Origin of the sequence: Haloarcula argentinensis DSM 12282, assembly GCA_000336895.1 — an archaeon.
GTDB lineage: Archaea > Halobacteriota > Halobacteria > Halobacteriales > Haloarculaceae > Haloarcula > Haloarcula argentinensis.
In genome coordinates this window covers 26704-51640 of sequence record AOLX01000003.1, presented here as the reverse complement: position 1 = coordinate 51640, position 24937 = coordinate 26704, and the positions used below count along the sequence as shown (strand labels likewise).

The 24937-nt window shown below is 53.1% G+C and carries 27 protein-coding genes and 3 pseudogenes; 13 read left to right on the top strand and 17 right to left on the bottom strand.

Going from position 1 to position 24937, the window contains the following annotated elements; all coding sequences use genetic code 11:
* Positions 1–128: 128 nt before the first annotated feature.
* The 4 genes from C443_RS00265 to C443_RS00245 all read left to right on the top strand — a co-directional run bounded on the left by C443_RS00265 (position 129) and on the right by C443_RS00245 (position 4141).
* Positions 129–488, top strand: a complete 360-nt coding sequence (locus tag C443_RS00265) for a type IV pilin N-terminal domain-containing protein (protein ID WP_152422977.1) — start codon at positions 129–131, stop codon at positions 486–488.
* A gap of 1147 nt (positions 489–1635) precedes the next feature.
* Positions 1636–2466 (top strand): Imm49 family immunity protein, encoded by an 831-nt coding sequence (locus C443_RS00255; RefSeq protein WP_005532685.1) that lies wholly within the window; start codon positions 1636–1638, stop codon positions 2464–2466.
* A gap of 161 nt (positions 2467–2627) precedes the next feature.
* A complete protein-coding gene (locus C443_RS00250) occupies positions 2628–3005 on the top strand; it encodes a hypothetical protein (protein ID WP_317175914.1) in 378 nt (125 codons plus the stop codon).
* A 281-nt stretch (positions 3006–3286) separates the two neighbouring features.
* Positions 3287–4141, top strand: coding sequence for a hypothetical protein (locus C443_RS00245; RefSeq protein WP_152422976.1), 855 nt, complete (start codon positions 3287–3289; stop codon positions 4139–4141).
* A 123-nt stretch (positions 4142–4264) separates the two neighbouring features.
* Here the strand turns inward: C443_RS00245 and C443_RS22000 are convergent.
* Together C443_RS22000 and C443_RS20980 are read right to left on the bottom strand one after the other, a co-directional pair.
* Positions 4265–4773: pseudogene (locus tag C443_RS22000) on the bottom strand (radical SAM domain-containing protein).
* Between the two features lie 73 nt (positions 4774–4846).
* Entirely contained in the window at positions 4847–5503 is a 657-nt protein-coding gene (locus C443_RS20980; protein ID WP_152422975.1) for a cupredoxin domain-containing protein, read from the bottom strand.
* 348 nt (positions 5504–5851) lie between these two features.
* Between C443_RS20980 and C443_RS00235 the strand changes: the two genes are divergently transcribed.
* Entirely contained in the window at positions 5852–6301 is a 450-nt protein-coding gene (locus C443_RS00235) for a hypothetical protein (protein ID WP_049943771.1), read from the top strand.
* Positions 6302–6393: 92 nt separating this feature from the next.
* On the opposite strand, the gene C443_RS20540 is transcribed toward C443_RS00235, so the two are convergent.
* Positions 6394–6759, bottom strand: coding sequence for a nucleotidyltransferase domain-containing protein (locus tag C443_RS20540; protein WP_160163331.1), 366 nt, complete (start codon positions 6757–6759; stop codon positions 6394–6396).
* Between the two features lie 357 nt (positions 6760–7116).
* Between C443_RS20540 and C443_RS00225 the strand changes: the two genes are divergently transcribed.
* On the top strand, positions 7117–8940 hold the full coding sequence (locus tag C443_RS00225) for an outer membrane protein assembly factor BamB family protein (RefSeq protein ID WP_005532679.1): 1824 nt from the start codon (positions 7117–7119) through the stop codon (positions 8938–8940).
* A gap of 309 nt (positions 8941–9249) precedes the next feature.
* Here C443_RS00225 and C443_RS20535 read toward each other — a convergent pair whose 3' ends face one another.
* From C443_RS20535 to C443_RS00210, 4 genes are all read right to left on the bottom strand, one after another.
* Positions 9250–9720: a hypothetical protein gene (locus C443_RS20535; protein ID WP_005532678.1), complete on the bottom strand. Its 471-nt coding sequence runs from the start codon at positions 9718–9720 to the stop codon at positions 9250–9252.
* Positions 9721–9958: 238 nt separating this feature from the next.
* Entirely contained in the window at positions 9959–10456 is a 498-nt protein-coding gene (locus tag C443_RS00220) for a hypothetical protein (protein WP_049943797.1), read from the bottom strand.
* A 153-nt stretch (positions 10457–10609) separates the two neighbouring features.
* The gene (locus C443_RS00215; RefSeq protein ID WP_005532676.1) at positions 10610–11161 is read right to left on the bottom strand and encodes a helix-turn-helix transcriptional regulator; all 552 of its coding nucleotides are present in this window, start codon (positions 11159–11161) and stop codon (positions 10610–10612) included.
* Positions 11162–11297: 136 nt separating this feature from the next.
* Positions 11298–11939 carry a hypothetical protein gene (locus C443_RS00210; protein WP_049943769.1) on the bottom strand — a complete coding sequence of 214 codons (642 nt, stop codon included), beginning with the start codon at positions 11937–11939 and terminating at the stop codon, positions 11298–11300.
* A gap of 269 nt (positions 11940–12208) precedes the next feature.
* On the opposite strand from C443_RS00210, the gene C443_RS00205 reads away from it, so the two are divergent.
* Complete coding sequence (locus tag C443_RS00205) at positions 12209–13162, top strand: hypothetical protein (protein ID WP_005532674.1); 954 nt, start codon at positions 12209–12211, stop codon at positions 13160–13162.
* 859 nt (positions 13163–14021) lie between these two features.
* On the opposite strand, the gene C443_RS20530 is transcribed toward C443_RS00205, so the two are convergent.
* Together C443_RS20530 and C443_RS00195 are read right to left on the bottom strand one after the other, a co-directional pair.
* Positions 14022–14273: a hypothetical protein gene (locus tag C443_RS20530; RefSeq protein ID WP_080505413.1), complete on the bottom strand. Its 252-nt coding sequence runs from the start codon at positions 14271–14273 to the stop codon at positions 14022–14024.
* On the bottom strand, positions 14270–14545 hold the full coding sequence (locus tag C443_RS00195) for a hypothetical protein (RefSeq protein ID WP_049943768.1): 276 nt from the start codon (positions 14543–14545) through the stop codon (positions 14270–14272). The genes C443_RS20530 and C443_RS00195 overlap by 4 nt, the downstream gene beginning before the upstream one ends.
* 175 nt (positions 14546–14720) lie before the next feature.
* On the opposite strand from C443_RS00195, the gene C443_RS00190 reads away from it, so the two are divergent.
* A complete protein-coding gene (locus C443_RS00190; RefSeq protein WP_005532671.1) occupies positions 14721–15311 on the top strand; it encodes a hypothetical protein in 591 nt (196 codons plus the stop codon).
* Between the two features lie 89 nt (positions 15312–15400).
* On the opposite strand, the pseudogene C443_RS21995 reads toward C443_RS00190, so the two are convergent.
* Positions 15401–15682 (bottom strand): annotated as a pseudogene (locus C443_RS21995) (hypothetical protein).
* Between the two features lie 99 nt (positions 15683–15781).
* Entirely contained in the window at positions 15782–15919 is a 138-nt protein-coding gene (locus tag C443_RS21365) for a hypothetical protein (protein WP_160163330.1), read from the bottom strand.
* Between the two features lie 80 nt (positions 15920–15999).
* Between C443_RS21365 and C443_RS00185 the strand changes: the two genes are divergently transcribed.
* Both C443_RS00185 and C443_RS00180 read left to right on the top strand, forming a co-directional pair.
* The gene (locus tag C443_RS00185) at positions 16000–16530 is read left to right on the top strand and encodes a hypothetical protein (protein ID WP_005532669.1); all 531 of its coding nucleotides are present in this window, start codon (positions 16000–16002) and stop codon (positions 16528–16530) included.
* Positions 16531–16621: 91 nt separating this feature from the next.
* On the top strand, positions 16622–17377 hold the full coding sequence (locus tag C443_RS00180) for a DUF7537 family lipoprotein (RefSeq protein WP_005532667.1): 756 nt from the start codon (positions 16622–16624) through the stop codon (positions 17375–17377).
* 275 nt (positions 17378–17652) lie between these two features.
* On the opposite strand, the gene C443_RS00175 is transcribed toward C443_RS00180, so the two are convergent.
* Together C443_RS00175 and C443_RS00170 are read right to left on the bottom strand one after the other, a co-directional pair.
* Positions 17653–18615, bottom strand: coding sequence for a CPBP family intramembrane glutamic endopeptidase (locus tag C443_RS00175; RefSeq protein WP_005532665.1), 963 nt, complete (start codon positions 18613–18615; stop codon positions 17653–17655).
* A gap of 478 nt (positions 18616–19093) precedes the next feature.
* Positions 19094–20344, bottom strand: a complete 1251-nt coding sequence (locus C443_RS00170) for a hypothetical protein (protein WP_152422974.1) — start codon at positions 20342–20344, stop codon at positions 19094–19096.
* A gap of 471 nt (positions 20345–20815) precedes the next feature.
* On the opposite strand from C443_RS00170, the gene C443_RS20520 reads away from it, so the two are divergent.
* Together C443_RS20520 and C443_RS00165 are read left to right on the top strand one after the other, a co-directional pair.
* A complete protein-coding gene (locus tag C443_RS20520) occupies positions 20816–21424 on the top strand; it encodes an AbiV family abortive infection protein (RefSeq protein ID WP_080505411.1) in 609 nt (202 codons plus the stop codon).
* 112 nt (positions 21425–21536) lie between these two features.
* Entirely contained in the window at positions 21537–21770 is a 234-nt protein-coding gene (locus C443_RS00165; RefSeq protein WP_005532661.1) for a hypothetical protein, read from the top strand.
* A 182-nt stretch (positions 21771–21952) separates the two neighbouring features.
* Here the strand turns inward: C443_RS00165 and C443_RS00160 are convergent, their stop codons facing one another.
* Positions 21953–22357, bottom strand: coding sequence for a hypothetical protein (locus C443_RS00160; protein WP_049943767.1), 405 nt, complete (start codon positions 22355–22357; stop codon positions 21953–21955).
* Between the two features lie 150 nt (positions 22358–22507).
* Complete coding sequence (locus C443_RS00155) at positions 22508–22918, bottom strand: HTH domain-containing protein (RefSeq protein ID WP_005532659.1); 411 nt, start codon at positions 22916–22918, stop codon at positions 22508–22510.
* A gap of 158 nt (positions 22919–23076) precedes the next feature.
* Here C443_RS00155 and C443_RS22320 point away from each other — a divergent pair.
* A pseudogene (locus C443_RS22320) lies at positions 23077–23190 on the top strand (helix-turn-helix domain-containing protein); the annotation flags it as partial.
* A gap of 14 nt (positions 23191–23204) precedes the next feature.
* Here C443_RS22320 and C443_RS00150 read toward each other — a convergent pair.
* Together C443_RS00150 and C443_RS00145 are read right to left on the bottom strand one after the other, a co-directional pair.
* Positions 23205–23936, bottom strand: a complete 732-nt coding sequence (locus C443_RS00150) for a CPBP family intramembrane glutamic endopeptidase (protein ID WP_049943766.1) — start codon at positions 23934–23936, stop codon at positions 23205–23207.
* A gap of 423 nt (positions 23937–24359) precedes the next feature.
* A complete protein-coding gene (locus tag C443_RS00145) occupies positions 24360–24611 on the bottom strand; it encodes a hypothetical protein (protein ID WP_005532655.1) in 252 nt (83 codons plus the stop codon).
* Positions 24612–24937: the final 326 nt, after the last annotated feature.

The following is a 24937-nucleotide window of genomic DNA, read 5'->3' as shown; positions in this document are numbered from 1 at the left end:
TCCCATGCCGTGATACATTATTGGTCCAGTTAGTGGCCGGCACGTACCGTATAGCATTGAAGAAGTACTGACACTCACAAGCTGATCAAATGCCTAAACAGAGAATCGTAATCCTCGGACTGGTGGGTATGACTATTCTGGCCTTCGGTACCGCAGACGTTGCCTTAAGAATGGGCTATGAGGACCCTCCGTGTCCACAGACACCTCAATTTGCCGCAGATTTAGACCAAGTTGCCCGTGAAAATGGGACATCTGTTGTTGTTAGACACCTTGGTGGTGATACAGTCGATCCGGACAATCTGACAGTCTCTGTAGCTGGGAGTAATCTGACGGGCAACGAGCTTGGCCTTGACGGACTATTTACTGCGAACGATACCATCAGTGTTGACCAACTCGCTCCTAACCAGACCGTGAAGGGTATACGCATCAGCCCGAATCATCAGACGAAGGATTTGGTGGCCCAGAGTGTAGTGCACATACTCGCTTGATTGAAACGTATACAATCAACTAACGCAGATGTCACTATCGAAGTGGTTGATGAAAGCTCTTGAATGATCATCACAGGATAGACTGGAGGCTGAATATGGAAGATTACGACACAATTGAGATCGCATATGTCCTAGACGGGGAACCATCTATAGCGATATATAAGTCGTTATTCGAGGTGTTTACTGAGTATCTTGGACTAGATTATGAAGAGGACGTCTATTCAATTCGAGCTCGCCAAATTAATGGGTATAACAATAATGTGGATACGACTGGCAAATATGATGACGTAATCCAAACTCTATCTTCCTATCCAAATTGGTCGGTTGAAATTCCGCTCAGTTATGATGAATTAACCGTCACACGTACCATAGATAGTCATAATCTTACTTCAAAACCTTCATGTGAAAGTATATATTTTTCTACTTGGATTTACGGACTTAAAGATACCGACGACGAGGAACTTCTCGAAACAGTCAAACAATACCGGCGCAATTTTGCTGAAATCCACGCGCAGGCCGCAAACACCCTCGAACCGAAGTGGGGCTTCGGTCGACGCGGTGGCCTCGCTATCGGCGAGGACGAAGCCATCGAAGAACTCGCAACGAAAACTAGGCCACCGCTGTACGAGTACAACGTTTTTCGCGCCGAGACAGTGGAGGCGATTGGCCGCGAGCAAGTCCTGTCGGCACCGGCCTACTACGTCGAAGAACTCGATTGGGGTGGCGTTTTCATGNCCCCAAAACAGTGCGGACATGAATGCCAGCAGTGTGACGAAGTCGCCGACCAACTCGGTCTCTCGCTAGCGAAAACGGAACGCTATCACTGACTGCTCTCGTGTTCGATTCTTTTCGTTTGAGTGATTCCCCTGCCTGACGGATTGTCAAAATCGTCGAGGGTGGCTAAACACGACAAGTGAGATGGACAGACCTGCACCCGATGCCGACGTACCAACCGAGCAGATGCGTGCGCAGAACGATTGGTGTCGAATCAAAAACCGGGACTATAAGCACGCCGCGATCGGCCGACTCGCGGAAGACGATATCGACGGATAGCGCTAAGTTCCCGCAAGATTCCAATAAATACATGGATGAACTGCTCACGCAGGTCCGATACCTGAAGCCTGGTGATGGTGGTGGGAGCTAACCGATGGTTACACAGAGCGAACTCCGGGACCGAAGCGAGGAAAAAAAGAGCGACGTTAACAACTCATACTGGGCGATAGAGAACAACCGGGAACGCGGAGAGCCCTACCACACAGCATTGAGGGCCCTCTCCCACGATACGGAAGAGATCGTGTCCTGCGAGTTGCTGCTGGGGAACGTGACCGAAGCGCGCCAGTGGGCAGCCCGCCTTGCACTGGCGAACCGCTCGTTCATCCACCTGATAGAAACGCGGACTGACGAAATTCCCAAATCAACACTGGGAACCGGAGGTTCACGAGCAATGTGGGGAATTTTCGGGGCCGTGTTAGCTGGTGACGAGCGGCTGATTGCGACGCTGGCTGCTCAAATGCACTCGTTTGAGTTTATCGATCGCTACACCGATCCAGAGGAATTCTACTGGTGTGGGAGCTTTCTGGCAGCGCTGCTGGCCGACGAACCAGCGGGCGCCAAGCGCGCTCGTGATACATTCGAACAGGTGCTGGATAACCCAGGAGACCACTGGCGCGGAACACGGGATGTCCAGACCGGGCTTATCGAGCATGACTCAGACCGAGTTACCAACGGTATCGAACGGATACTCAACTACCACAGGGAGCATGTCGAAAATCTGCCACGCTGGCGGGAACTGCTTCCACTCTCGGCATCTGTGTACGTCCTTGTGGCACGAGATTACGGGCTCGAAATCGATATCGAGAGCGAGTATCTGTCCGACGCTATCCGAGAGTACAGTCTCGATGAGCGGATTTCGCTTCCCCAGCCAGACTATCTGAAAGACCATCTTCGGGTGCCGGCTGAGTCCGCCTCAGCGGAGTAGTACATATGCGCGAACTCCTGAATGAAGAAACATATATTGTGCGGTTCGAAGGGATATCTGACGGGTACCGGGCAGAATTCAAACATCCAGAAATGTTAGAGAAAAAGAGCGAGGATGTTGCCCCATACGAGTTTTGCGACGTTGACTACACACTGTTACCGATGGAGGGGCGCCACAAGAACGCGCTATACTCGATCCGGCTCAGGCTGAGTGCAGAGCCGACTGACACACCAGACGAAATCGGCGATACCGTCTCCAGCGCTGTGCTTGATCTTGAAACCCTTGACGAGGACAAGCATATTCTTGTTCGCGGCTGGGACGACGAAGAGAACCTCCTCGTCAGGGACCTCCATTTTTCCTCATGGTGGGATGGCCACAACGCCTCCGAATACGAGTATCTGACCATCGAACTCGAATATCTCCACCAGACACGGAGCAAACCCGACCCAGACCCTGAATATATCGAGGACTGCCGACAGTCGTTCCAGAAACAGATCGACCGCTTCGACGGGATTGCTGTCGACGATACTGCGTTTTAGCGGCGCTCGTACACATTGCGACGATACTCAGTGCCATCAACACCAAGAGCAGGCTCTGGAAAGGCCATTCCAACGTGTCCCCACCAACTGAATCGATAGAAACGATGCTGGAAACTGTGTTATCGACCACTTGAGTGTGAGACACAAGAATATAAATTACAGCGGATGAGTTTTGAATATAGANAACTGTGTTATCGACCACTTGAGTGTGAGACACAAGAATATAAATTACAGCGGATGAGTTTTGAATATAGAAATATATGTCTACAAACATGATATACATGGAAGATTTCGCCACGGTAGGAGAAGAAGAAGCCGGAGGAAGGTTTTATATCCCGACAACGGCTATGTCGCCGGTTCAAATGTCAAAAGAGTTCTTACCAAGCAGAGGCCGATACATCCGAGCATCGTACCGGCTCTCGCTCTCGATCGAGACCAATTCAGCCAACAAGAACACCGAATTGGACATTGGCCCGCGAACAGTCCTCCTACGACTCTGGGGAGACACTTGGAGAAAGAATAATAAAATATACCTCTACTCTGATGCTGATAGTGAAACTGTTCGTGGATATGTCAGTCTTGAACCGTTTATGCTCTCGTGGACTGGGGACGACGACATGGAACGCGTACCAGACGAGTGCCAGATTACACTTGCGATCGAGTACGATCCCGGCAAGACACTGCATCGGATGTCAGGACATGAAACGATAAGAGAAGCGGTAAAAGAAGCGGATCCAGATATCGGCTATCGAACAGCGCTTTCGGAGACTGAAATCACCGCCGATTACAGAGGCCAGATTGAGGGAGAAGGCTGGAATCACCGATTCCCTATGGATATTGAATACGCGTACCCGATCGACGACCGGCTACTTGTCTTGCTCCAAGAGGACACTGAGGGCGTTAGTAATCCGGATATAGCGTGTGATTCCGCCCGAAACATCGTCTGTTTTGACTCGAACGGTGATGTGTTATGGAGAGCGCAACCGAGCACAGCCGATGATGGCGACCACACTTACTACCGCTACCTCTGGCGGTACGACGACCGGCTTATGACGAGAACGGCCGCCCAATCGTACGTAGAACTGGACCCCGAAACCGGGTCGATCATCCAGACCACTCCCATGTACCCGGATTAGGGCGGAAAATGAGTACAAAAGAACTGCTGACGCTGTTCAAACGCGAGACTGTCGCCAGCTAATATACATGGCATTTGCTGAGTTCACATTTATTACATGGAAAGAAGAGGACGCGGCTGGCCACTAAATGAGATGCTGTATAGACTCACTGTCCCGGGCTAACTCCGATTGCTCAGGCGAGGCGTCTGTATCATGCTCGGAGAACGACTCTGGTGACACAGCCTGTTGCATTGCCTCGAGCTTTGACCGGAGTTGGCCGTTCGTCGAGCGCACCAGCTCATCATCAGGGCAGGAATGCACTTCGAGCCCATCGAAGCGCGTCGCGACCTGTTGAACCGTTTCAATTGTGCAAGCGCGTACTCGACCCAATACTGGTGACTGTCTTGCATCTGCTGGAGTTCGGTAACAACATCATCGTACCCGGCTTCCTTGGCAGCGTTGAGACATTGCTGGAAATTCGCGCCACGGGGATTGATTGGCTCATGGAAGACGACGACCTCTCCGAGTGCTCTGAAGTAGCTGAGTAGTTCGTGAAAGTCGTCTTCGTCCATCGTTGGATATGTGGGTGACATCGAGACGAACACTGACACACCGGCCTGCTGGAGCGTATCCAGCGCCTGCCAGCGAGTCACCGACGGCGGCGCGTGCGGCTCCGTCAATGACGATAAATCTGGACCAAATCAAACAACTCGCTTGTGGCGACTTTCACTCGCTACCGGCAACGATGACACCGTAACTTCCCTTCCAGCCCCGACCGTGCGTACGACAGCTATACCAGAGTTTGCCCTCTTCTTCGAGTGTATAGGTGAAACTGGTATCATCTCCTTCTACTCGGTGGATGTGGCTAAGCCGATCGCCATTCTCGTCTTTTAGACTGTGTTCTTCACCATCTGGCCAGACCCACTTCACTGTCTGTCCAACATCGACCCAAACGGCGGGTTCAGACATGAACCCGAAGCCAACGCCGTTTATAATCTCAACAGTCCCTTCGCCTCGTGCATCAAGGAACCCACCCTCGAAATGCGGGCTGTACTCCAACGTGTTCTTTTGCCTCTCCGTTAACTGCTTCCAAGGGTATGAATCCTTACCGGTGTAATCCCCACTAGGCGTTGCGTTTTCTGTGGTTGTCGGCGTTGCTTCTGGAGTCTGACTTTCGGTAGTTGCTTGGGTTGCTTCAGGTGTTGTGGCTTCTGTTGCCGTAGGCGTTGTACTGGAACGAGCCTCCGTTTGAGTACCTCCAGAACTGCTGTCTGAACTACATCCAGCAACTGTACCCGTAATGAGGAGTCCACCGAACTGCTTCATGAGCGACCGCCTATTCATTACACTTGAATATTCGAGTATGCTGTTTGTAAAGTCCACGTTCTATTTTGAGTTTACTATTAAATCTTCTACACTATAAACATATACATAAATATAAATATGCGTAAATCTGATAGTACTCTGACTGGAAGTTCAGTATCCTTGTTCGCTAAAGTTTGTTGTCCTCTTATCCACGCTAAGTATCTCAGTGGGTTTCTTGAGCAATCAGGTGCCAAATGCATATTAGACCCATGCATAATTCAACATAAGTATCAGACTTGTGAATGGACCGATCTCACTCCTTCCTCTCGAAAGATATTCTCAATAAGTAGTCGCAGTCACACGGTTCGTCTCTGATCTTAGGACGAATGAGCAAGCTATATGTACCTTTTGAATATATTTTGCGATATGAATCAGCTTGTCGAAAAAGCTGAAGGCGACTCCGTGACGGCAGACAAGCTCACTGGAGACAAGAAGTACTTTCCTGACGCTAGCTTTCTGTTTGAAGAGGATATGCAAGGCGAGAACGAGATCCCCCATCATATAGTCTTGCTAACAAACTCTGGAGCGTTCTCCCGAATAATCCAGGGTGAGCTAGTTGAAGATAATTCCTTGTTCGGCCGCACCGAGATGTCGCTGGTATTCACCAACAAGGGGTTGTACCTCGTCACAACCTCAAATGAATTCTTCCTCTTCCCTTACGAACAGATTGAGAACATTGCAGCTAGTGGCTTGGAGTCCGCTGGCCATATTCGCATCTCTTCTGGCAGTGGAATTTATGACTTTGAGTTAGCTCGGAGTGGCGATGGCCAGGCAGTTGTGGAGGCCGTTAGTTACCTCCGTTCTCAGATCACATAACGCTCTCCGAAGCATGACAGTGGCACGATTTGCGGGGAATGCAAGGTAGACAACCACTCAAACGAAGGTTTCTGTAGAATCTGCTTGCACTTCTAAAACTCGAATCGCTCCCCCGTAGAGACAGCCGTACTCACAATATGTTCTCTACGGCTTTTGTAATCGTCAAACTCAGTTGGTGTGAGTATAATCAGGTCCGCTGTAGGGTAGTTTTGATAATCCCAATCCCACCCCCAATGTTTTCGCCGTTCATAGAAGCCCTCACCTTTCACATGCGGCGTAACAACGACGATGTCTACGTCGCTTTCTGGTGTAGCTTCATCGTTGCTGTACGACCTGAATACAATGACGATAGACGGTTGAACGTCATTTTCTTCACCGATATGGTAAACTTCTTCAGCAATCTCTCTGGCCGAAGGCAAAGACCTGCGGTCTCGTGGACCAAGAGATTCATCACTCATAATTATGATTGTGTAAGTGACTAAGCAATTCGTCAATGATAAATTGCTTTTGCTCAAGCAAAACTCCTCCTGTAGTCTCCAGCTTGTAATATTCCTTGCTACGGTGTATAGATAGTCGGTATATATGTTCATCAGTTCCTGAACTGAACCGATTGGACGGGGCTTTGCCAGATCTCATACTGGTCGATTGTCTCTCAGAAACCTCGTCTTCAATCCCGAAACCACCCTCATCGGACTTCGTGACAAAACTGAGGCCGATCACATTACTATCATACCTCTCTAAAACAAAAAGTTATTATGATGGATTAATATACTTCCTTTATCATGAAGGGTGGACGAACTTTTTCGAGGCGTTGGGTGCTTACGACGGTCACAGTTAGTGGCCTAAGCGCGCTGGCTGGCTGCTCCGAGACCGGCACGGTCATAGATGACGGACCAGAGCCGGAGCCTGACGAACCACCCGAACCGCTCCGGGATGGTGTCGATGTCGATGCGCTCCGGGACCGCACGGTCCGGGCACTTGGGGAGGAGGCGTTCAGTGTGGAGGGCAGCGTATCCTACTTTGAGGACGGCACCGTGCAGGAAAGTCAAGCGGGGTCGGGCCGGGGCGATCCCGAGGGCGAGATAGCACGCTACATAGCGGGGTCGAGCCGCGAGACAGAACTCGAAGACCCGGCTAACGGCGACGTTGTCAGTGAGCAGTTCTACAACGACAACGAGGTGTACAGACGACAGATAAGAGAGGGAGACGTCAATTTCGGGCGCGACAAAACCGATTACGGAGCGTTCGTGGATCAAGTCAAGAGAGACCTCAGAAGCTTCCATGAAGTCGGCACGTCATTCGAGTTTGGGGATCCGGAGTGGGACGAAGACCGTGGTAGCTACGTCGTAGAGGGAATCGGACTGAAAGAGGAACTGGAGGCAGATGTTGAAATCGAAACCTGTCAGTTACAGGTAAACTCTGACGGAATTGTCGTCGGCGTTTCGGCGACTCTCTCAGTCGAAGGATCTGAACAGATTCGAGCCGTCGTCGACGGTGAAACGGACCCCGGAATCACCGTTGAAGAACCGGCATGGCTGGACGAGATAGACGCGAACCTACCGCTGTGGTCGGTCCAGGTTGGTGGGGATCCCTCCACCACCGTCCAAGATGAGACGGTTCTCGTCTCCAGTGATGAGGTTATTGCCCTCAGCCGCAACAATGGTTCTCCGCGATGGCGATTTTCCATCGACTGGAAGGATGATACGTTGACAAACACCTCGTCACACACCGTCAGAGGTGAGACCGTCTTCGTGGGAACGAACGAAAACGACGTGTATGCCCTCAATCTCAAGGACGGCTCCGAACGGTGGTCAAACACGGTCGACACGCGCCTCCCACACCCGACGGTAGTCGACGATATCGTCGTCTTCGCCGGGCTTGGTAGAGTATACGCCTTTTTCACTGATGACGGATCAGCGGCGTGGACGTGGAGTCCGGACCAGTCCGCCTACAACCGGATGTTTCACGATGAAACCCTCTTTATTGGAGACACCAATGGTGTCGTAACCGCAATCGATGTGACGACCGGTTCAGAACGCTGGCATATCGACGCTCCGACCCGGAACTGGATATCGCCGTCCGTGGTCTCACAGAACCGACTCTATGCAGGTTCTTTCCAGGGAAGCGTCTACGGGTTTGACGCGGACGACGGGACCATCGAATGGCAATACTCGACCGACACCACAACTGTCTCTATCACGCACCGGGATGGAACCGTGTACGTGGGCGACAGATCCGGGAAGGTGTATGCGTTAAAAGATGTCGATGGGGCAGAACAGTGGACTTTCGACACGAGTGCTGCCGCCCGTGTTCATCCCGGCAGCGAAAGTATCTACGTTGGGTCACACGATGGTTCGATATACCGACTATCAGCAGAGAGTGGCGACCCGCACTGGAAGTTCGAAACCAACGGCTGGGTCGAGCAACCCGCAATCACTGATAGCGGCATCTACGTTGGCAGCAAGGACTCAAATCTGTACGCCATCGAGAGAGAAACCGGCGAGAAACGGTGGCAGCGAGAGGTAGGCTTCTGGGCCCGGTACCGCCCGACGGTCCGCGACGGTGTGGTATATGCGACGGACCTCGGACGGAGTCGTGGGACCGTCTACGCCTTCGCTACCCACCCAGATAGGGACTGATTGCCAGCACGAGGGGATTCGGGCTGTCTGGCGGGTGTCAGGAATCTCGACAACCCTAACGACGGTCAGAAAGCAGATTAGGGTTATCCAGCCTACAATCGAAAGCTGCAGTTGGTTTGCGTCTTTCTACTCTACATTGTCGCCGCCACGTGCTCATACCCGACTTGCGACGGCGTCGGTTGCAGTCTCTACCCGGCCAGCGCTAGCTCACGCAACACCTCTGGCGGACACCCTCAGCGTCTCGAAGCCCGACGTCGATCGCCGGGACAGTGACTATCGACATTGTGGAGTTTAGCTAAGGATTATTTGTCAATCGCTATGGCGGTGTCCCCATAATCCACCGATAACGAGTATAGCTCCCCCAACTCCGCTGAGAGAGCCGGCTCCGACAGATACCGGGTTCATCGCAATGACAACCTTAACCTGAAGGATTGACTCGTTATAGCTGACAAAGTACGAATTCACGATATCGTTTCGATAATTGAAGTGGGTCCCACTATCGGATGCTCCACGGTCCGTGTACGTCAGCTGCGATGACTGGCTGGCACGTGTGATGGCCGTCTGCTCTGGTGCTGAGAGGTTTGAGAATGCGATAGGTTCAATTTCGGACGCAGAATATGACTCCACCGCAGTTGCCATTGCCTCTCTATTCGGTTCCTGTGCAACTATCGAGGTAGTATATGCTGGATAGCCCACATAAACTAATCCAGCACCTGCTATCAGGAAGATAACACCAATGTACAGAATTATGTGAGACCGGTCTAATGGAGGGCTGCCCATGTAATATCGAATGAGTTGATATTTCACTTATGGGTTATGTATCGTAGCTCGGCTCCTGCTTGCGCTAAATGCAACTCACTGGTTGACCAGCGAAGAAATCGAGGTTGTTGAGGCAACAGTTGAGGAGTGGTGCTTAGCACCTAGCGTACTCTTCAGTTACGGTCGCTTGTCGTTCCACTGAGGCGGGTGACGGATTTTCTCGGCTACATGAGTCTCCGAATCTGCTCAGATTCTTCTGCTAACCTGCCTGAGTAGATAATTCTCGATAATCCTGTCCAGAAAACGACTCTGGTGACACAGCCTGCTGCATCGCCTTGAGCTTCGACCGAAGTTGGCCGCTTGTCGAACGCACCAGCTCATCACCTGGCCAAGAGTGGACTTCGAGTCCGTCGAAGCGCGTTGCGACGTGCTGAACCGTATTTAGTTGTTCAAGCGCGTACTCGACCCAGTACTGGTGGCTGTCCTGCATCTGCTGCAGTTCGATAACAACGTCGTCGTAGCCGGCTTCCTTGGCCGCAGTGAGACACTGCTGGAAGTTCGCGCCGCGGGGATTAATCGGCTCGTGGAAGACGACGACCTCACCGAACGCTCTAAAGTAGCTGAGTAGCTCGTGGAAGTCGTCTTCGTCCATCGTCGGGTATGTGGGTGACATCGAGACGAACACCGACACACCGGCCTGTTGCAGTGTCTCCAGCGCCTGCCAGCGAGTCCTCGGTGGTGGAGCGTTCGGTTCCATCGCCCTGACGAGCGTGGCACCGAAGGAGGGAATCGACGAGCCCACAGTAATCCTGTCGCCGGCGGCCTGGAAGAGATCGAGATCCCGGGTCACAGCAGGGCCTCCACACTGTCATTGCTGTGCCTTGATGGAATACAATCGGAGATAGACAGCCTACGTAAGCAGTACGATGTTCCCCATCCCGCGGCGCTTGCGCTCGACGAGATTTTTGGCTTCCAGACTGTCGAGCGTACGACTGACAGTCGCTTTCGAGAGTTCTGTCCGGTTGACGATTTCGCTCTGTGGCAAGACACCATCAGCGTCGAGTACCGCCTGATACACCTGCTCCTCGTTGCTCGCAAGCCGTTCCGAAACAGTCTCCCACTCTTGTCGACGGGCCTGAAGGAGCTCGCTACTGGTGCTGTCGGTGGACTCCTGTGTCGATGTGTCCGAGCATGTAGTATCCGCTGACGTTGCCGACGACGAACCGATCCCATTGAGGAGCGCTGTGGTGCTCGCTCCGACGGCACACGCCGCAACAGCGATAACGACCACGTCATGGAGACCGAACTGCCAGCCGACGGTCCCAAGTCGCGTGCTCTCGTCGCCAACCACGACAGCGGTCGGTGTCGCGGTCAGAAACTGTGCGACGAGGATTGCTGTAGCAGTGACGAGGACACCTGCAGCGAATAACTCGGAGCGGGGGCGTGAGCGTATCTGTGTCATTGATCTTCACCGAATTGAGTGGTAAGTGCGCAGTACTCCCCGCACGCTGGGATAACGGCGTAATGGACGGCAGCAGGCAGCGGGTTCCACATTGGATCACGGACGACGGTCCTGCGGTGGGGCGAGCCGTTGTCTCTCATAGGCCACCTCTGTTGAGCCGGACGAGCGATTCCACTGTCTCAGTACGGAGGTTGACCACGGCACTGTACTGGACTCCGGACTCGTTGGGCGTCACGATGACAAGCACGCGGTCGTCGCTCCACCCCGACTCGCGCCGCTCGAAGACGATTGTATCTTCGTTCTGTCGAACGGTGAATGCTGACGCATTGGGGGCAACTGTCTGCCGCAACGAAGTGTTCGGTGTGGCCCCAATTGCTGCCGCACGGTCACTGGAGAGTCGTGCTGGAATCCGACGCACAGCGTACACTGCACTGTCCGTTGCCGGAATGTTGCTCCCGACTGTCTCAGCGGAGGTGGCGACTCGCTGCGCTCGACGACGCGTCCGTATGTCTACTGCTGTGGGCGCACGGTCGACAGTGCGGACAACGTGATAGCTGTCTTCGTGAGCAATCTCGATTCGGTTGACCGTGCGGATGTCGTTGACCAGTACGTGCTGTTGCCCGCCGTCGGTCGTGGCGACGATGGCACCGTCCTCGATATCGAGCTCGTGGGGTTCATCGGGAACGACACCAGTGACACTGCCAAAGACAGCGAGACTGCCACCGAGGAGGACCAGCGAGAACACCAATGCCAGCCTGGAGGGAGGGACTGGGAGCATAGTTCATTCTCAAAACATCCACAGTATGAATCTGATGGTTTCCAGGGCGTGAAACGCCTGTGAAACGCGTTTCAGTCGTGTTTCACAGCCCTTTCCAACGGTGATTTACAGGGGTTTTCATACAAGCCATGGCCACAGCAGTCGGCGACGGCTGACCTACTCGACACGGACCAGTTCTACGCTGTCCGTAGTCGCCCTGCCGGTCCTCGCCCGACTGCTGCCAGAGCAACCAATGATACGGCACGATCGAAACGAATGGAGTGACCGTAATGCACCGTGACTATCGATTCGCGATGTACGCGCTCGGCATCTCAGCTGTATTGCTCGTGGCCAGTGGGGCCGTCGTCACCACAGGGGCCAGCCTGTCTTCTGGACCGACAGACGATCCCGGCAACAAGACGAACATCACAAAACTGGACACAGACCATCCCCAGCAGGTCAACAAGACGCTGACCCAGACTGAGAATGGCACATACACCCTGCAACAGGCCCACCGCACGTGCAGTGGGGTCCTCCGGCTTAACAGTTCAGACCGCAATAGCACCACTCATCAGGTCAGAGACGTGACCGTCACGCTGGTCTCACACCACGATAGTGCGAAGATCGATGAGATCGGACGACAGAGGTTAGCCGAACTCGTCGTCGAAGCAACGGACGACCGTGCCGGTCTTGGTGAGTACAGCCAGCTCGAAGTGCAGGTGAATCAGTACTATGAGTCAACGGCACGTGACGAGCCGCTGGACACCGCTGGCATTCACGTTCGGCCCGCCGACGACTGCCTTCCGTCGGTTCGTGGAACGGTTGACCTCACCAATGAGACAGTTGATGTGCGGACTGCTCGCCCGGATATCGAGGCGGTGAGCCTGAACTACACCAACGAAATTGGCGCGTTAGATCAGAACGAACGCGAACTGATTGAGCGTCTTGTCGTGGCCGACAGGCAGACGAGCTACAACGTTCGGACCCACTTAGATGCCACCGCGCTACAGGCGACTGTCACGGAAGCGACCGCCGATGGACACGTCGATATCAAACTCCGGCGACCTGACAGGAACGGGAGTACGGTCATGCTGACCGTCGATCTCGATGCGGAGACTGTCGTCCACTCGTGGGCCGTAATACAGATCGACGAATCAGACATGGAAGTGGTCGAAGTTCAGAACGCGTCTCGGATCGATGTCGATGAGTCGAACGTCACAGTGGTAAACAGCACGAGCCGATAAGGTCAGCCAGCATTGTGACGGGCTTTTTGCTCACAGTAGTGGGACTCACCAGCAGCTTCGTTGTCGGTGAAGCACCACAGTGAGCACACTCGGCCATAGCTACAGATTCACCGTTGTGGGTAATTAACGTAGGGGGCTGGAATTCATTCAAAAAGAACACTCACCGTGTGCTTGGAGTATCATATCTACTGGTCCGTTGTTTGGACAGCACCGACAGTCGACCAACAAACGGATGCGGATGCTGGCAGCACGTATTCATCCGTTCGAAAATGACTCTTCGCTTTGGTTCTGGGGGTTAGTTCAAGACGACAATCTGGATACTGACCCAGTCGAATTATTGTCAAAATATGAAACAAGTGAGATACCGAACTGTACGGTGGTAGCGAGAGTAGAGACAATTACAGAGAATCCAGACGACGAAGAAGACGATAACGAAGACCAGGAGGGTATTCAGTTCGGGACGTTTCACCACTTTTCAGACGCCATAGCCTCCGATTTTGGCTTCAAGATGAGCTATCCTGCCATCTCGATCTCACCGATTGCTATCTATCGATAAGATACCGGAATCCATTCTCACTGAAAATCATCGATGCTCACTAAAGAGTTTTCAGGAGCTAGAATCGAAGAGATATGACCCTGCCGTTCGGATCGGTCTACAGGATTCGTGCCCTGTATCTCGCACGGCTACCGAAACATCTCTTGGAAATAGTACATTCCTTGGTTTTCATTGTTCACGCTTACTGAATGCTTTATTCAGGAGGGAGACAGAAGAATAAATGGTTGTCAGAAAGCGAAGGTGGAACTGACTAACCAACAGTCAAACCTTATATCCACTTTCGTTGGCTAGCCTTCTGCTCACCTACACCGTCGCTGCCACGTGCTCGTACCCCGCCTGCGACGGCGTCGGCTGCAATGTCAATCCGGCCAACGCCAACTCCCGCAAAACCTCTGGCGGCACACCCTCCGAACCACGTAACACAGCATCGAGCGTCCATTCACCGTACTGACTCGCGCTGGGCGCAAGCACATCCACTGACTCGGTCGGAAGCTCTGCTTGAATCGCCCGAGCAGCCCGCCGAACACGCTTGCGCTCTTCCACGGTACAGCTCACGCCTCAACACCTCGAACGAGATCACCAACCAACGACCCGCCGACGTGCGGACCAACATCCCAGCCACGCTCCGAACGAGTGTACTCACACCACTGCGATAGCGTCTCGAAGGGCGTCTCCGACAACTCGATTTTCTCAGCATCGCCATCAGCCGAAACAACGGCCACGGCAAACTCGTAGCTGTCCCAGTAGTGGGCCCCGCCTTCGCCGTCGACGCCCAAGAAGAGCGGTCGGCCCTGGGTGAGTAGTTCGCAGCGATTTAGTCGGTTCAAGAAATGTAGTGATCATCGAGATTCTCGCCGATCAGGAGTTCATGATACTACAGTGAAAGATACGAAGCGCGTATTCAGCGCACAATCACGCGTTGACTTCTCAAAGGAGAGTGCTCAAGTTCGGATTGATGCCAGCTTGTTAATATTCCTGATGCTGCCGGTGAAATCGCCACTTATGCGCCGTCGCGCATTCCTCGCGTCCGCCCTGACCGCCGCCTCCACCACCGCTGCGGGGTGTAGTGCTATCCCCTCGCAGACCGAACACACGGACCCGACAGTAAAAACCGACGACAATCCCCGGGATGATGGGAAATATCTCGAATTTCGAGAAGACGGTAGTGATCTGGCTACCGTGGGCGTTGATCCCAGATTTGCCCCCTTGCCGAACCATTTCCACACATCGATTTCGCACCCTGAAGATACCGAACTGCGGTGGCTAACACAGCGATTTGTGGCACTGGGCGGTGACGGCACCCCGCCACAACTCTCGCTCGAAGGTCCGTTTATGGGCGACCACAAACCCCATCCATCCGTATCACTGTTCCGAGAGGGGACGGCTGCAGTCGTCGAAGTCCACCGGTTCGGCGAGATCGCCAACGAGACCGTATTCATCGACCTCCCGGTCACCCGATGGCCGGAGTCGGCCGTTCGATTCGTCGTTGAAAGCACTGTCAAACTTGTCAAGCCAGGGCTACCCGACCGAACACACGTCCTCAACGGACAACTCGAATTCGAGGTCCCGGCTGAGACCGAAGCCGGCGAATGAACCGCTCAACACGCACGCTTACCGGGCAGTTGTTTCAGATACCAATCGAGAAATAAAGTATGGTGGTTAGAAAGTGTATTGGTAGCTGGCTAACCAACAGACGCAAGCGCTCTTCTCACCGACACCGTCGCTGCCACGTGCTGGTACTCTGCTTGCGACGGCCTCGGCTGCAATGTCAACCCGGCTAGTGCTAACTCTCGAAGTACCTCAGGAGGAACCCCATCAGCGTCCAGAAGCACGGCATCAAGCGTCCATTCACCGTACTGACTGGCGCTCGGCGAAAGCACGTCCGCGGACTCAGTTGGCGACTCCTCTCAAATCGCTCTCGCAGCTCGACGAACTCGCTTCCGTTCCTCCACGGTATAGCTCATGTCTCACGCCTCGAACGAGATCACCAACAAGTGACCTGCCAACGTACGGCCCAATATCCCACCCTCGTTCACCATGGCGTCTACCATAGCATCGAGATTTTAAAATGCCTCGTCGCGGGTTTCCCTTTGGGCTGATTCCTTGACTTCGAAATCGCGGCACGTCCACGTTCTGTCCTCGTTGTGAGTGAGCGTAATCCGTGGTTCCAGACCGGACCCGTGCTTGGAATCGATGCTCATTACCCGAATGCACATGTGGCAGACGGGTAATTTCGCGCCTGAAACCTGATACTTAACCCATTATATTACAACAGGCTACTATGGCAGCTGAGACGCAGGCACGTGACGGAATCGTGTTGGATACTGGAGTGATTACTCAAGCAATCAAATACTATGCGATCATTGGGGCTGGCCTCGGAGTTCTTGGGGTCGTCCTCTTACTCCAACTTGGCGCTGGTGAGGAAGGCGGCGGAATCATTGGGGGCATCCTTTCGATGGTCGTCTTGGCATTTGCTGTCCTGAGCGGTCCGGTTATTGCAGCGTTCATCGGCTATGCCACTGCCGGGACGGGAATTGGGGATATTCGGACCCGGGCAGTGAACAGCGGCATTGCAAACGGCATTGGTTTCGCGATTTTTGGAATCATCGTCGCCGCAATCCTCTGGACCGGTCTTGCTGTGGTTATGGGTAGTGGTGGTGACGGTGGTGCAGCCAGCGGTGGTGGTGGCAGCTCCGGGCCAATCGAGATCACCAAACTCATCACGCTCATCATCCTGATGATGATTCCAAATTCGCTTGTCGGTGGTGCCATTACCTTCTTTCTCGGAGGGCGAGGGCGAGCCTCGCCATAGCGAGTCTGCACACGCACAAACTGCAGGACAAGAGACTGTGTCGGGTCATGCGTCGTCCGGTGCCGGCATTAGCCGACGCACAATTGGTGTCGTGATTATCATCGGCCTCTTCGTGTTCATCGGGGGCATGGTCGTGTCTGGGGCCCTGCCCGGGCTGGATAGTACTCCACTTGCTGGGACAAGTGACCCGGCTGCGGAAGGTGGTGTTCCCGATGAAGCATTCGGGCCTGAGGTCAATTCGACGGCGTTGCGCCAGGCACATGCTGACAGACTCAACGAAGCTGGCTCGTTCACATTTACTGAGGAATATAGCGCCGAAAGTACCAGCTCGGACGCCCCATCAAGTGATGAAACGCTTACTGCCACATTCGATCTCGAAAGCGATCAGTCACTGATTGAAATCTTGACTGCGGACTTCCGGCGGGCCGCATACGGAACGGGTACTGAAAGTTACGAACGGATTGAGCTTCCCTCGCAAGAACCACAGTATCGAGTTCCCGACCGAGATATCGGACCCGACCCATACCTCGATTCAGGGCTACTGGGCGAGTTGGAGACAATGGAGACAGAGCATCGAGAAACCGAGACAGGCCACGTGTATACGGCGAGTGGTGTTGATGCCGTCTCAGATGGGTTCCTTGACGCAGATGTGGACTCGTTCCGATCGTTCGAATTCGAGGCTGTCGTGTCCGACCAAGGCGTTCTCAAGGAGTTCTCGTATCGAGTTGTGCTTGAGGATGGCGGTGAGGTAATCACCGTTACACGATCGGGAGAAATCACAGATATCGGATCCACTCAAGTGCGCGAACCAGGATGGCTTGATGATGCCCGTGCGGCCACGAGCTAACAGCTAATCTACAGTCTTATTCTCCGCAGCACTGTTTTCGGCGGCTTGGCTAACCCGAATTTGAGTACCCCGCCAAGAGCCACGCTAGCGAAGCCAGCGACTGCTATGGAAGCTGGAAGTACTCGCTGTCGAGGGCTGGAGAGTGTAGTGTCGAATATTCGGCGTTGGAATGAAAAGTCGTCCATGCCGGGCCCATCCGAAGATATCTAGTGTAGAGTGGGGGGTGAAGACAACAGCGTACGTAGCGGCCAACGAAATCGTTCGACAGTGTGTTTCTATTTGCCGAGATAGGATTCATTCACTACTGTATCTCGTATGATCGATAGTCTCCCGTCCCGTAGATATGCCCAGGCTGCGACAAGGAGATAGCCACAGATCAAAACTGGAACGATAACAAGCGGGTCAAGCGACTGGAACTCAAGCCGTGCTCCAGACACAGCGTGTTCCGTCCGCACGATGGCCGGTGCAACTCCTTCTGGAGGGCCGAAAAAGAGGTTTTGCTCCCCGAAGTTGATTCCTACATGCATGCCGATTGGGAGTGCGAGTTCGTTCGAGAGAAGATATGCCAATCCGAACAGGCCGCCCATCACAGAAGTCATGACCAGAGCGTACAGTAACGAGGTTCCCTCTGGATTCGATCCCAGTGGACCGTGAAGGAACCCATAGACAAGTGAACTGCTTAGCCACGCGCCGAATGCTGCCGTCGTCGGAGATAGCTCTCGAACAGCTAATCCTTCCGCGGCGTTTTTAAAAAAAAGGCCACGGAACAATGTTTCTTCCCACAACCCAACGAATATCCAGCCAATCAGGACGACTCCGAGCCCCGTCAGGAGTGTATCTGCCGTGCCTGTCGAGAATGTTCCCACCGTAGTCACCGTGCCACGTTGGTGAGCGAGGCCGAACGCGAGGCCAACCAGCCCGATGCCAATAGTGGCACCAACGACTGCTTCAATTCCCCAACTGAGGGAGAGAGAAAATCCATAGGCAGAGAAGCGTCTGTGGTCGATGTAGCGAGCAAGCAGTCCGGCTGTTGCGAGAACAGCAAGAACGGCACCCAGGTGGGCCACAAGCGGGACGAACAGGTCCGGTATCGTGACCTGCTGTACTAGGAGTGCGCCGCCAAGAGCACCAGCAAGTGTGAGGCCAACAGCGATGACAATCCGCCAAGAAGCACGCAAACGGTTATCGACTGTTCCACGTAATATTTGATTACTAACAGCAATCAGCCGACTGTCCATATGCTGGGTGCGATTAGCTTGTTTATTAAAATTTTACATGTCTATCAGAACTAGTGACGCCGGTCACTTCCACAAGATGCCCTTGAATCAAAGGTGTTACGTGGCATTCAGAAAATGCGAATGAGTTAGTAAGAACTTCAGCGGTAAGTTCGCATGCCTACCGAGCAGTAAATGACTGTCAGGGATCGGATTTGGGATAGCTAACCAACAATCGCGGCCATTATCCATTCTCTGTTGGTTAGCTGTCTGCTCACTGACATCGTCACTGCCACATGCTCAGACTCGGACTGCGACGGGGTTGGGTGCAGCGTCAACCATGCACAGGACCTGGCCAACTGGGTGACTATTAAAATTTAATCCAATTCTCCACCGGATGACAAGCCTCAGTTGATATCCAACTGCCGATGGTCGATAACGTGTTCATGGAATTGTTCAACCCAGTCTTCGTATGCTTCCATACCTGACGGACTCAGATTCATTATCTTATTGAAAAATGATCTTGAGTCTGAAGCAGACGATATATTCCGCCTTTCCCCTCAAATGCCGCTGTCATCCCCTTTTCAAGCGCCTCATCGAATGCATCATCTACCATCTCGGCGGAATCATGGTAATCTTCTATCTTCTCCAACCGGACTGCCCAATCGCCTATATTACCATCCCCAGCTTGGCATATTAGGTAGGCGAGATCGATATACCACCGACAGACTGCCTGACTATACCTGCCTGTGTTAGCACTAATCGCATCTGATAGCATATTAGACCACGTCTCCCGGAGAACGCCCGGACTGAGTGGCCATTCTTCGTTTCGGCTATAGTAGTTCAGGATATACCCAATGACTTCGAGGGAATATCTCCGGTAGGTAAATAGCATATTGTAGGGCGCTATGCCCTCTGCATCCATGGACTGTGTTCGATTGTGCCAATCGACATCTAACTCACTGATGTACTGCCCATACTGCCCAACGGTCTGTTTGTGCGCAGGACCGATACTCCGTCTGAAGAACTCCTCTAATTCGTGCCTATAAACCCACGGCTCACGATCACGTATCAACAACTTCCGAAATTGTGATGAATAGAGGCTAAGAAGCGTAAATACATCTTTTGAGTACGGGTATTCCACAACTGTGGTCAATAGATTTGAATAGACCCTCAAACACCGCCGTCTGATACTGTCACCATCCTCTCCATCGGGTGCCTCGCGTATGATTCGGCTAAGACCGCTTGTTGCCGAGCTGATGATTAATGGATAATAACACTTCAGTCCAGTCTCCGTTATTCGTTCAATGGACTGCACAGCTTGCCGTGCTAAATCGCTCTCACCATCTTCAATTGCTTGAGCAGTAATTCGAGGCAGGTACTCTTGGATTGGGGTTTTGAAATAGTGTCCTGCCAGCGCATCGGTCCTCTGCAGGTCCCCCCTTCCTGCGAGTTCTTCTATGACTCCTTGTGAAACCCTCTCAAATTCGATGAGTCCATTTTCGGCAGTCGCCCACTCCCCATTTGACAGCCCCGACATTACAAACGAATGGAGTTCATGCATCGGATGGAGGGCCCCATCTTGTTCCCGACTGTTGATGACCTGGTCTCGGTGACTATCTGCTGTTAGCTGGTTTGTGTATGCTTGCAGGAGTCCTTCGGGGGTACTCCGTTCCAATGTGGTTTCGACATATTGTACAAGCGCGATACCAGATGCTACAGCTAACCCCCCGGTAACGGCTAGCCCGACCATTGTCGTCTTCGGCGAAAGAACAGGCAGTTGCAGTAATAACGGTAAGTCGAGTCCAATGGAAATGCCAAGAAAGAGAAGCGTCCGCTGAAACGAAATTGATGAGGTGATGAGAGTCATCATCCGGGCGGAGTACCGATTTGCGACGAGCTGGACGCCAGGATACTAACCGAGAATACAATTGCTACGATACTGGCTTGGGCGGTTACTAACGTGGCGAGGACCCGATCAACCTGAGACACGTCGTAACTGATTGGGAGGAACCACAGGATAGCGGCTACAACGGCTCCGGAAGCGATGCATCGCCGCTCCCATACTGAGTGATCGATCAGAATGTCTCTGAGTCTGCTCCAGACGGTTCCCAAATACTGGCCCATCGCTTGTATTTTCTATAATGCGGAACTCGTACATCAAACTCCCCTATCGGATCTACTGCTGGCACATTCAAATGTATAGGATTTCGAACATTCATTAATGAGTGAGGTCGAGATCACTGCCGACGTTATAGAATTGATCGACGAGGCACGGGAGGAGACACTTCACCATGCGAGAGAGCAAGTAAGAACAGCGATAACGCTATTTTCGTCTGGGGCTTATGAGCCAGCTTGCTTCTTGGCTATGACTGCCATCGAAGAGGCTGGAAAGGTTGGCCTGCTTCAGTTCATTCGTGGTAATCAATTTTGGGGTACTCCCTCTCGGATCAACACCGACGAGCTTAGATCAATCCTTTCAGATCACCAGGGGAAGGCCCTCCGCTCTGCGGCATCTGCATTGTGCGTCAATAACAGAGCAAGACGCATCTATGGGACCCATCCAAATTCAGATCTTGAGCTGAAGGATGGGCTGCTATTATTGGCAAGAGCAGGGAATGAATGGATGAGGATTAGGGGTCATTGTGTGTATACTGATTTAGACTTACATTCAAAGTCGCTTAAGACACCATCTCGCGAGATTGACTCTAATTACGCATACTATTTTATTTGTATGGCTGGTGAAACAGTAGCAGAAGAGGGAACGAGGATTTGGCTCTATCATAGAGAACCGAGATCCGGAGGAAAGCATCCAATTCTGGAATCAAACTAAGGGTGAGATTGACGACTTTGTAGAGGAATACGGATCTGAATTTGACCCTTCCGAATTACAATTCTTTACTGATCCTCGTTTTGATCATATTCGAGAGAGCATATCTCAACCAATGGACCTCACAGATGAACAAATTGAGACGGCTATACAAAACTCAGTGGACAATTTTCGGATGATGGCTCAGGCACAGGGAGAGTCTGAGGAAGATATCGAAGAAAGGGCAACTATACTTAGGGAATCGCTTGAAGAATCCTATTCGGAAACTCTCCCTTCTGCCGAATGCTCTCGTGAGTTTGAGCGTTTAGCCGAGGATGTTAACGCAGTCGTTGTGAGTGAGTGGGAGTGAATTTCAACCCCGTCTGCACGACAGAGTAAAACTAACCTCCTTTGTTGGTTAGCGTTTTGCTCATCTATACCGCCGCTGGCACGTGCTGATACCCTGCGTGTGACGGCGTCGGCTGCAACGTCAACTCTGCTAATCTTGAATCACTGGAAGGGCGCAAGTACGCTCACTCATTCTACATGCCCTCACAGGAAGTTTCGAATGCGGTCCAGCAGTCCGGGTGGCTCGTCTGGCACACGCCGGAGACGCTCATGAACATCCTGCCGGATACCCGGGTGTGCCTGCAGATATTCACTGAGTACCCACGTTGAGCCGGAAGGTGCGTATTTGAAGACACCGTTGAGGCCACACTCGTCGCAGATGTACTTGCCACGGGCCAACGCATCAACTTGCGAGGTCTCTTGTCCGCCATCAAGTGATGCATCCCCGTCAGTCACGATGAGATGGTACGCACCGCCCTCGGTAGCCTGTTCGACAACCACACCCGACTGTTCGATAGTCGCGAAGTCCGCAAGACAGTCGTCACAGTAGTGGTATTCACCATCAGCTTCGTTGTCGGTGAAGGCACCACAGCGAGCACACTCGGCCATAGCTACGGATTCACCGTTGTGGGTAATTAACGTAGGGGGCTGGCTCATTGGGTGGCATTGAGAGAGTTGTAAGGATCGCCGACATCTGTAGATTCGTGTGAAACGACGCTATTGATTGGATATCTCCGAGTCTGACGCTGTTGACGACGTTCACGTTGGATTGGTGAGCTGTATGGAGGCGAGGGATTGGGGGCGAAGATCAAGCGGACCAACGGGTTCATCGACCACGTCGCCTGTGAAGCGCACGGCTGACTGATGAAGCTCCAACAGCCACCAGAGGTCGGTGTAGAATCGTTGCACCGCCATAGTTGTCTCCGTGTGGCCTGGATCGTAAACATCGACGTTCCAGGCATAGGTGGTCTGGCCGTCGCGACGGTCAAGCCACTCGCTCATCTCCTGCGTATGGTTGCTGATTGTCGTCGTCGAGCAGTCGAAGCGGTCAGCAAGTTCCTGTTGGGTGTATTGCCGGTCGGGGTTGGCGTAGAGCAACTCAGCGATGCCGAAGAAGGTCTCCTTCTTCGCTTCGAATTCCTCCTCGAACTCAGACGGCACCTGCGCCATGCCGCCCCGTTGGATAACAGGACAAATAAGGAGATGAACCATGCGTTGGCGACGATACTGGGGTCCCTTGATTGCTGTCGACCCCCAGTCGCGGCTCTATATCGCTGAGCGTTGCTGAATAGAATCGGCGTGTTTTCAATTACTGGTATTACAGCAACTCCAGAGAGGCTATCCACAAGTCTATTGCCGAGGAGGTTGGTGTCGCTCCTGCAACTGCTTGGTCTCATCTCCGGACAAGCGAAGCACAAGTGTTTGAAGCGCTAGTACGATAATCATCCTATTCACCTCAGCCAGCCAGTAGTGGCAAGGCGGTAGTGAGAGAAACGAAAATCCCGTGAACAAGCGCTGGAACGACGATATTATCTGTTTTGGCATAGATCCAACCAGCAATCATGCCGAAGCCACCTTGGGCCATATAGAAGAGTAGGTCACCGAGAGCAAGGGCGGCGGGGTCAGCATGAGACATTCCAAAGAGTATACCACCAGCAGCGATAGCTGGCCAGAGACCGATAACGTCTTCGAGTGACCGCTGGATGATACCATGGAAAATCACCTCCTCGGCTGGGCCGACAAGCACTAACAACGTCACTACCCGGACGATTCGGACACGCTCTGGGAGTGTTAGTAGCATCGTGCGCTCCAGTCCAAGGACATTCTGAATCAGAACGAGTGAACCGAGCAGCCAGATGAACGACACCACGACGCCCAGAAGGATATACGCCCACTCCCAATTCTTCGGACGGCGTACACCCATCCATTCGAGTGGGGATGAAATATCGAATATTCGTACGGCTAGCAGTGTGAGCCCGACAGCGAGGAATCCACGGAGGAGTTGGGCGCTCACGTCACGGACAACTGGGAACTCGCCAAGCAGGACCGGTCCTGCCCTCGGGGAGTGACCGAGTAAGATGGCAACGAACTCCAGATATATCCACACGGTAACGGTTATAATTACGGCCACGCCAAGACGAGAGCTGACAGTGCCACGATTTTTTCGAGTGGACTGTGTGGTACTCATTTCATCGATTACTATCCACACAACTGACAAAAAAGAGCCGCAGCACTTCTGGGGAAGAAGCCAGACCGAATATTTAACAAGCACTATTGTGGGGACAGTAATACCGAGTACCCGGCAGGCGGGATGAATCGGCTCAAACCGTGCATAGAGTCTCTATTCTTGAAATGCTGCGTGGGTGTTCATTCAATACGTGTTTGGAGTAAGACACAATGCACCTCAAACTGTCACAGGATGAATCTCGGTAGTGTGTACAATAATGCAGTTGTACGATGCGGTAAAACACCTCCTCTTTCTGCTTCCATTTCACCGGTAAGTTCGCACACCTATCGAGCAGTAAACGACGGTCAAAAAACGGCGTGGGAGAGGCGGCTAACCAACCGGCGTGAGCTTTACTCATCGCTCGTTGGTTAGCGTTTCACTCACCTACACCGTCGCTGCCACGTGCTCATACCTCGCCTGCGACGGCGTCGGCTGCAACGTCAGCCCGGCCAACGCTAACTCCCGAAGTACCTCAGGAGGAACCCCGTCAGCGTCCCGAAGCACGGCGTCAAGCGTCCATTCACCGTACTGACTCGCGCTTGGCGAAAGCACGTCGACGGACTCAGTAGCCACTTCGTCTCGAATAGCCCGCGCCGCACGCCGCACCCGCTGCCGTTCTTCCACGGTGCAGCTCATGCCTCAGCACCTCGAACGAGATCGCCGGCCGTCGGCGAGTAGCCGTAGTGTGTCGCATACCGATACCTACTGTGTTGGATCCGGTCCCAGATTCTGTGACAGGGGACGACGCACAGCAGCGTTAGATCATCGCGGCACGAATGACACAGCGGCTGGCCCCGGCGCGGCAACGGAGGTCGAGGCCGATGACTGACCCGAAACTACTGGTCGAGACCGAACACCCTTTTATTTTTACGACGGCCGGTCCTGCCAGCCTGGCCGGTGGGCCGAGTGGCCTTGATCGGGCTGAGCGGACAAAAATGTCCACTCGTTACGCGCGCGCGTTT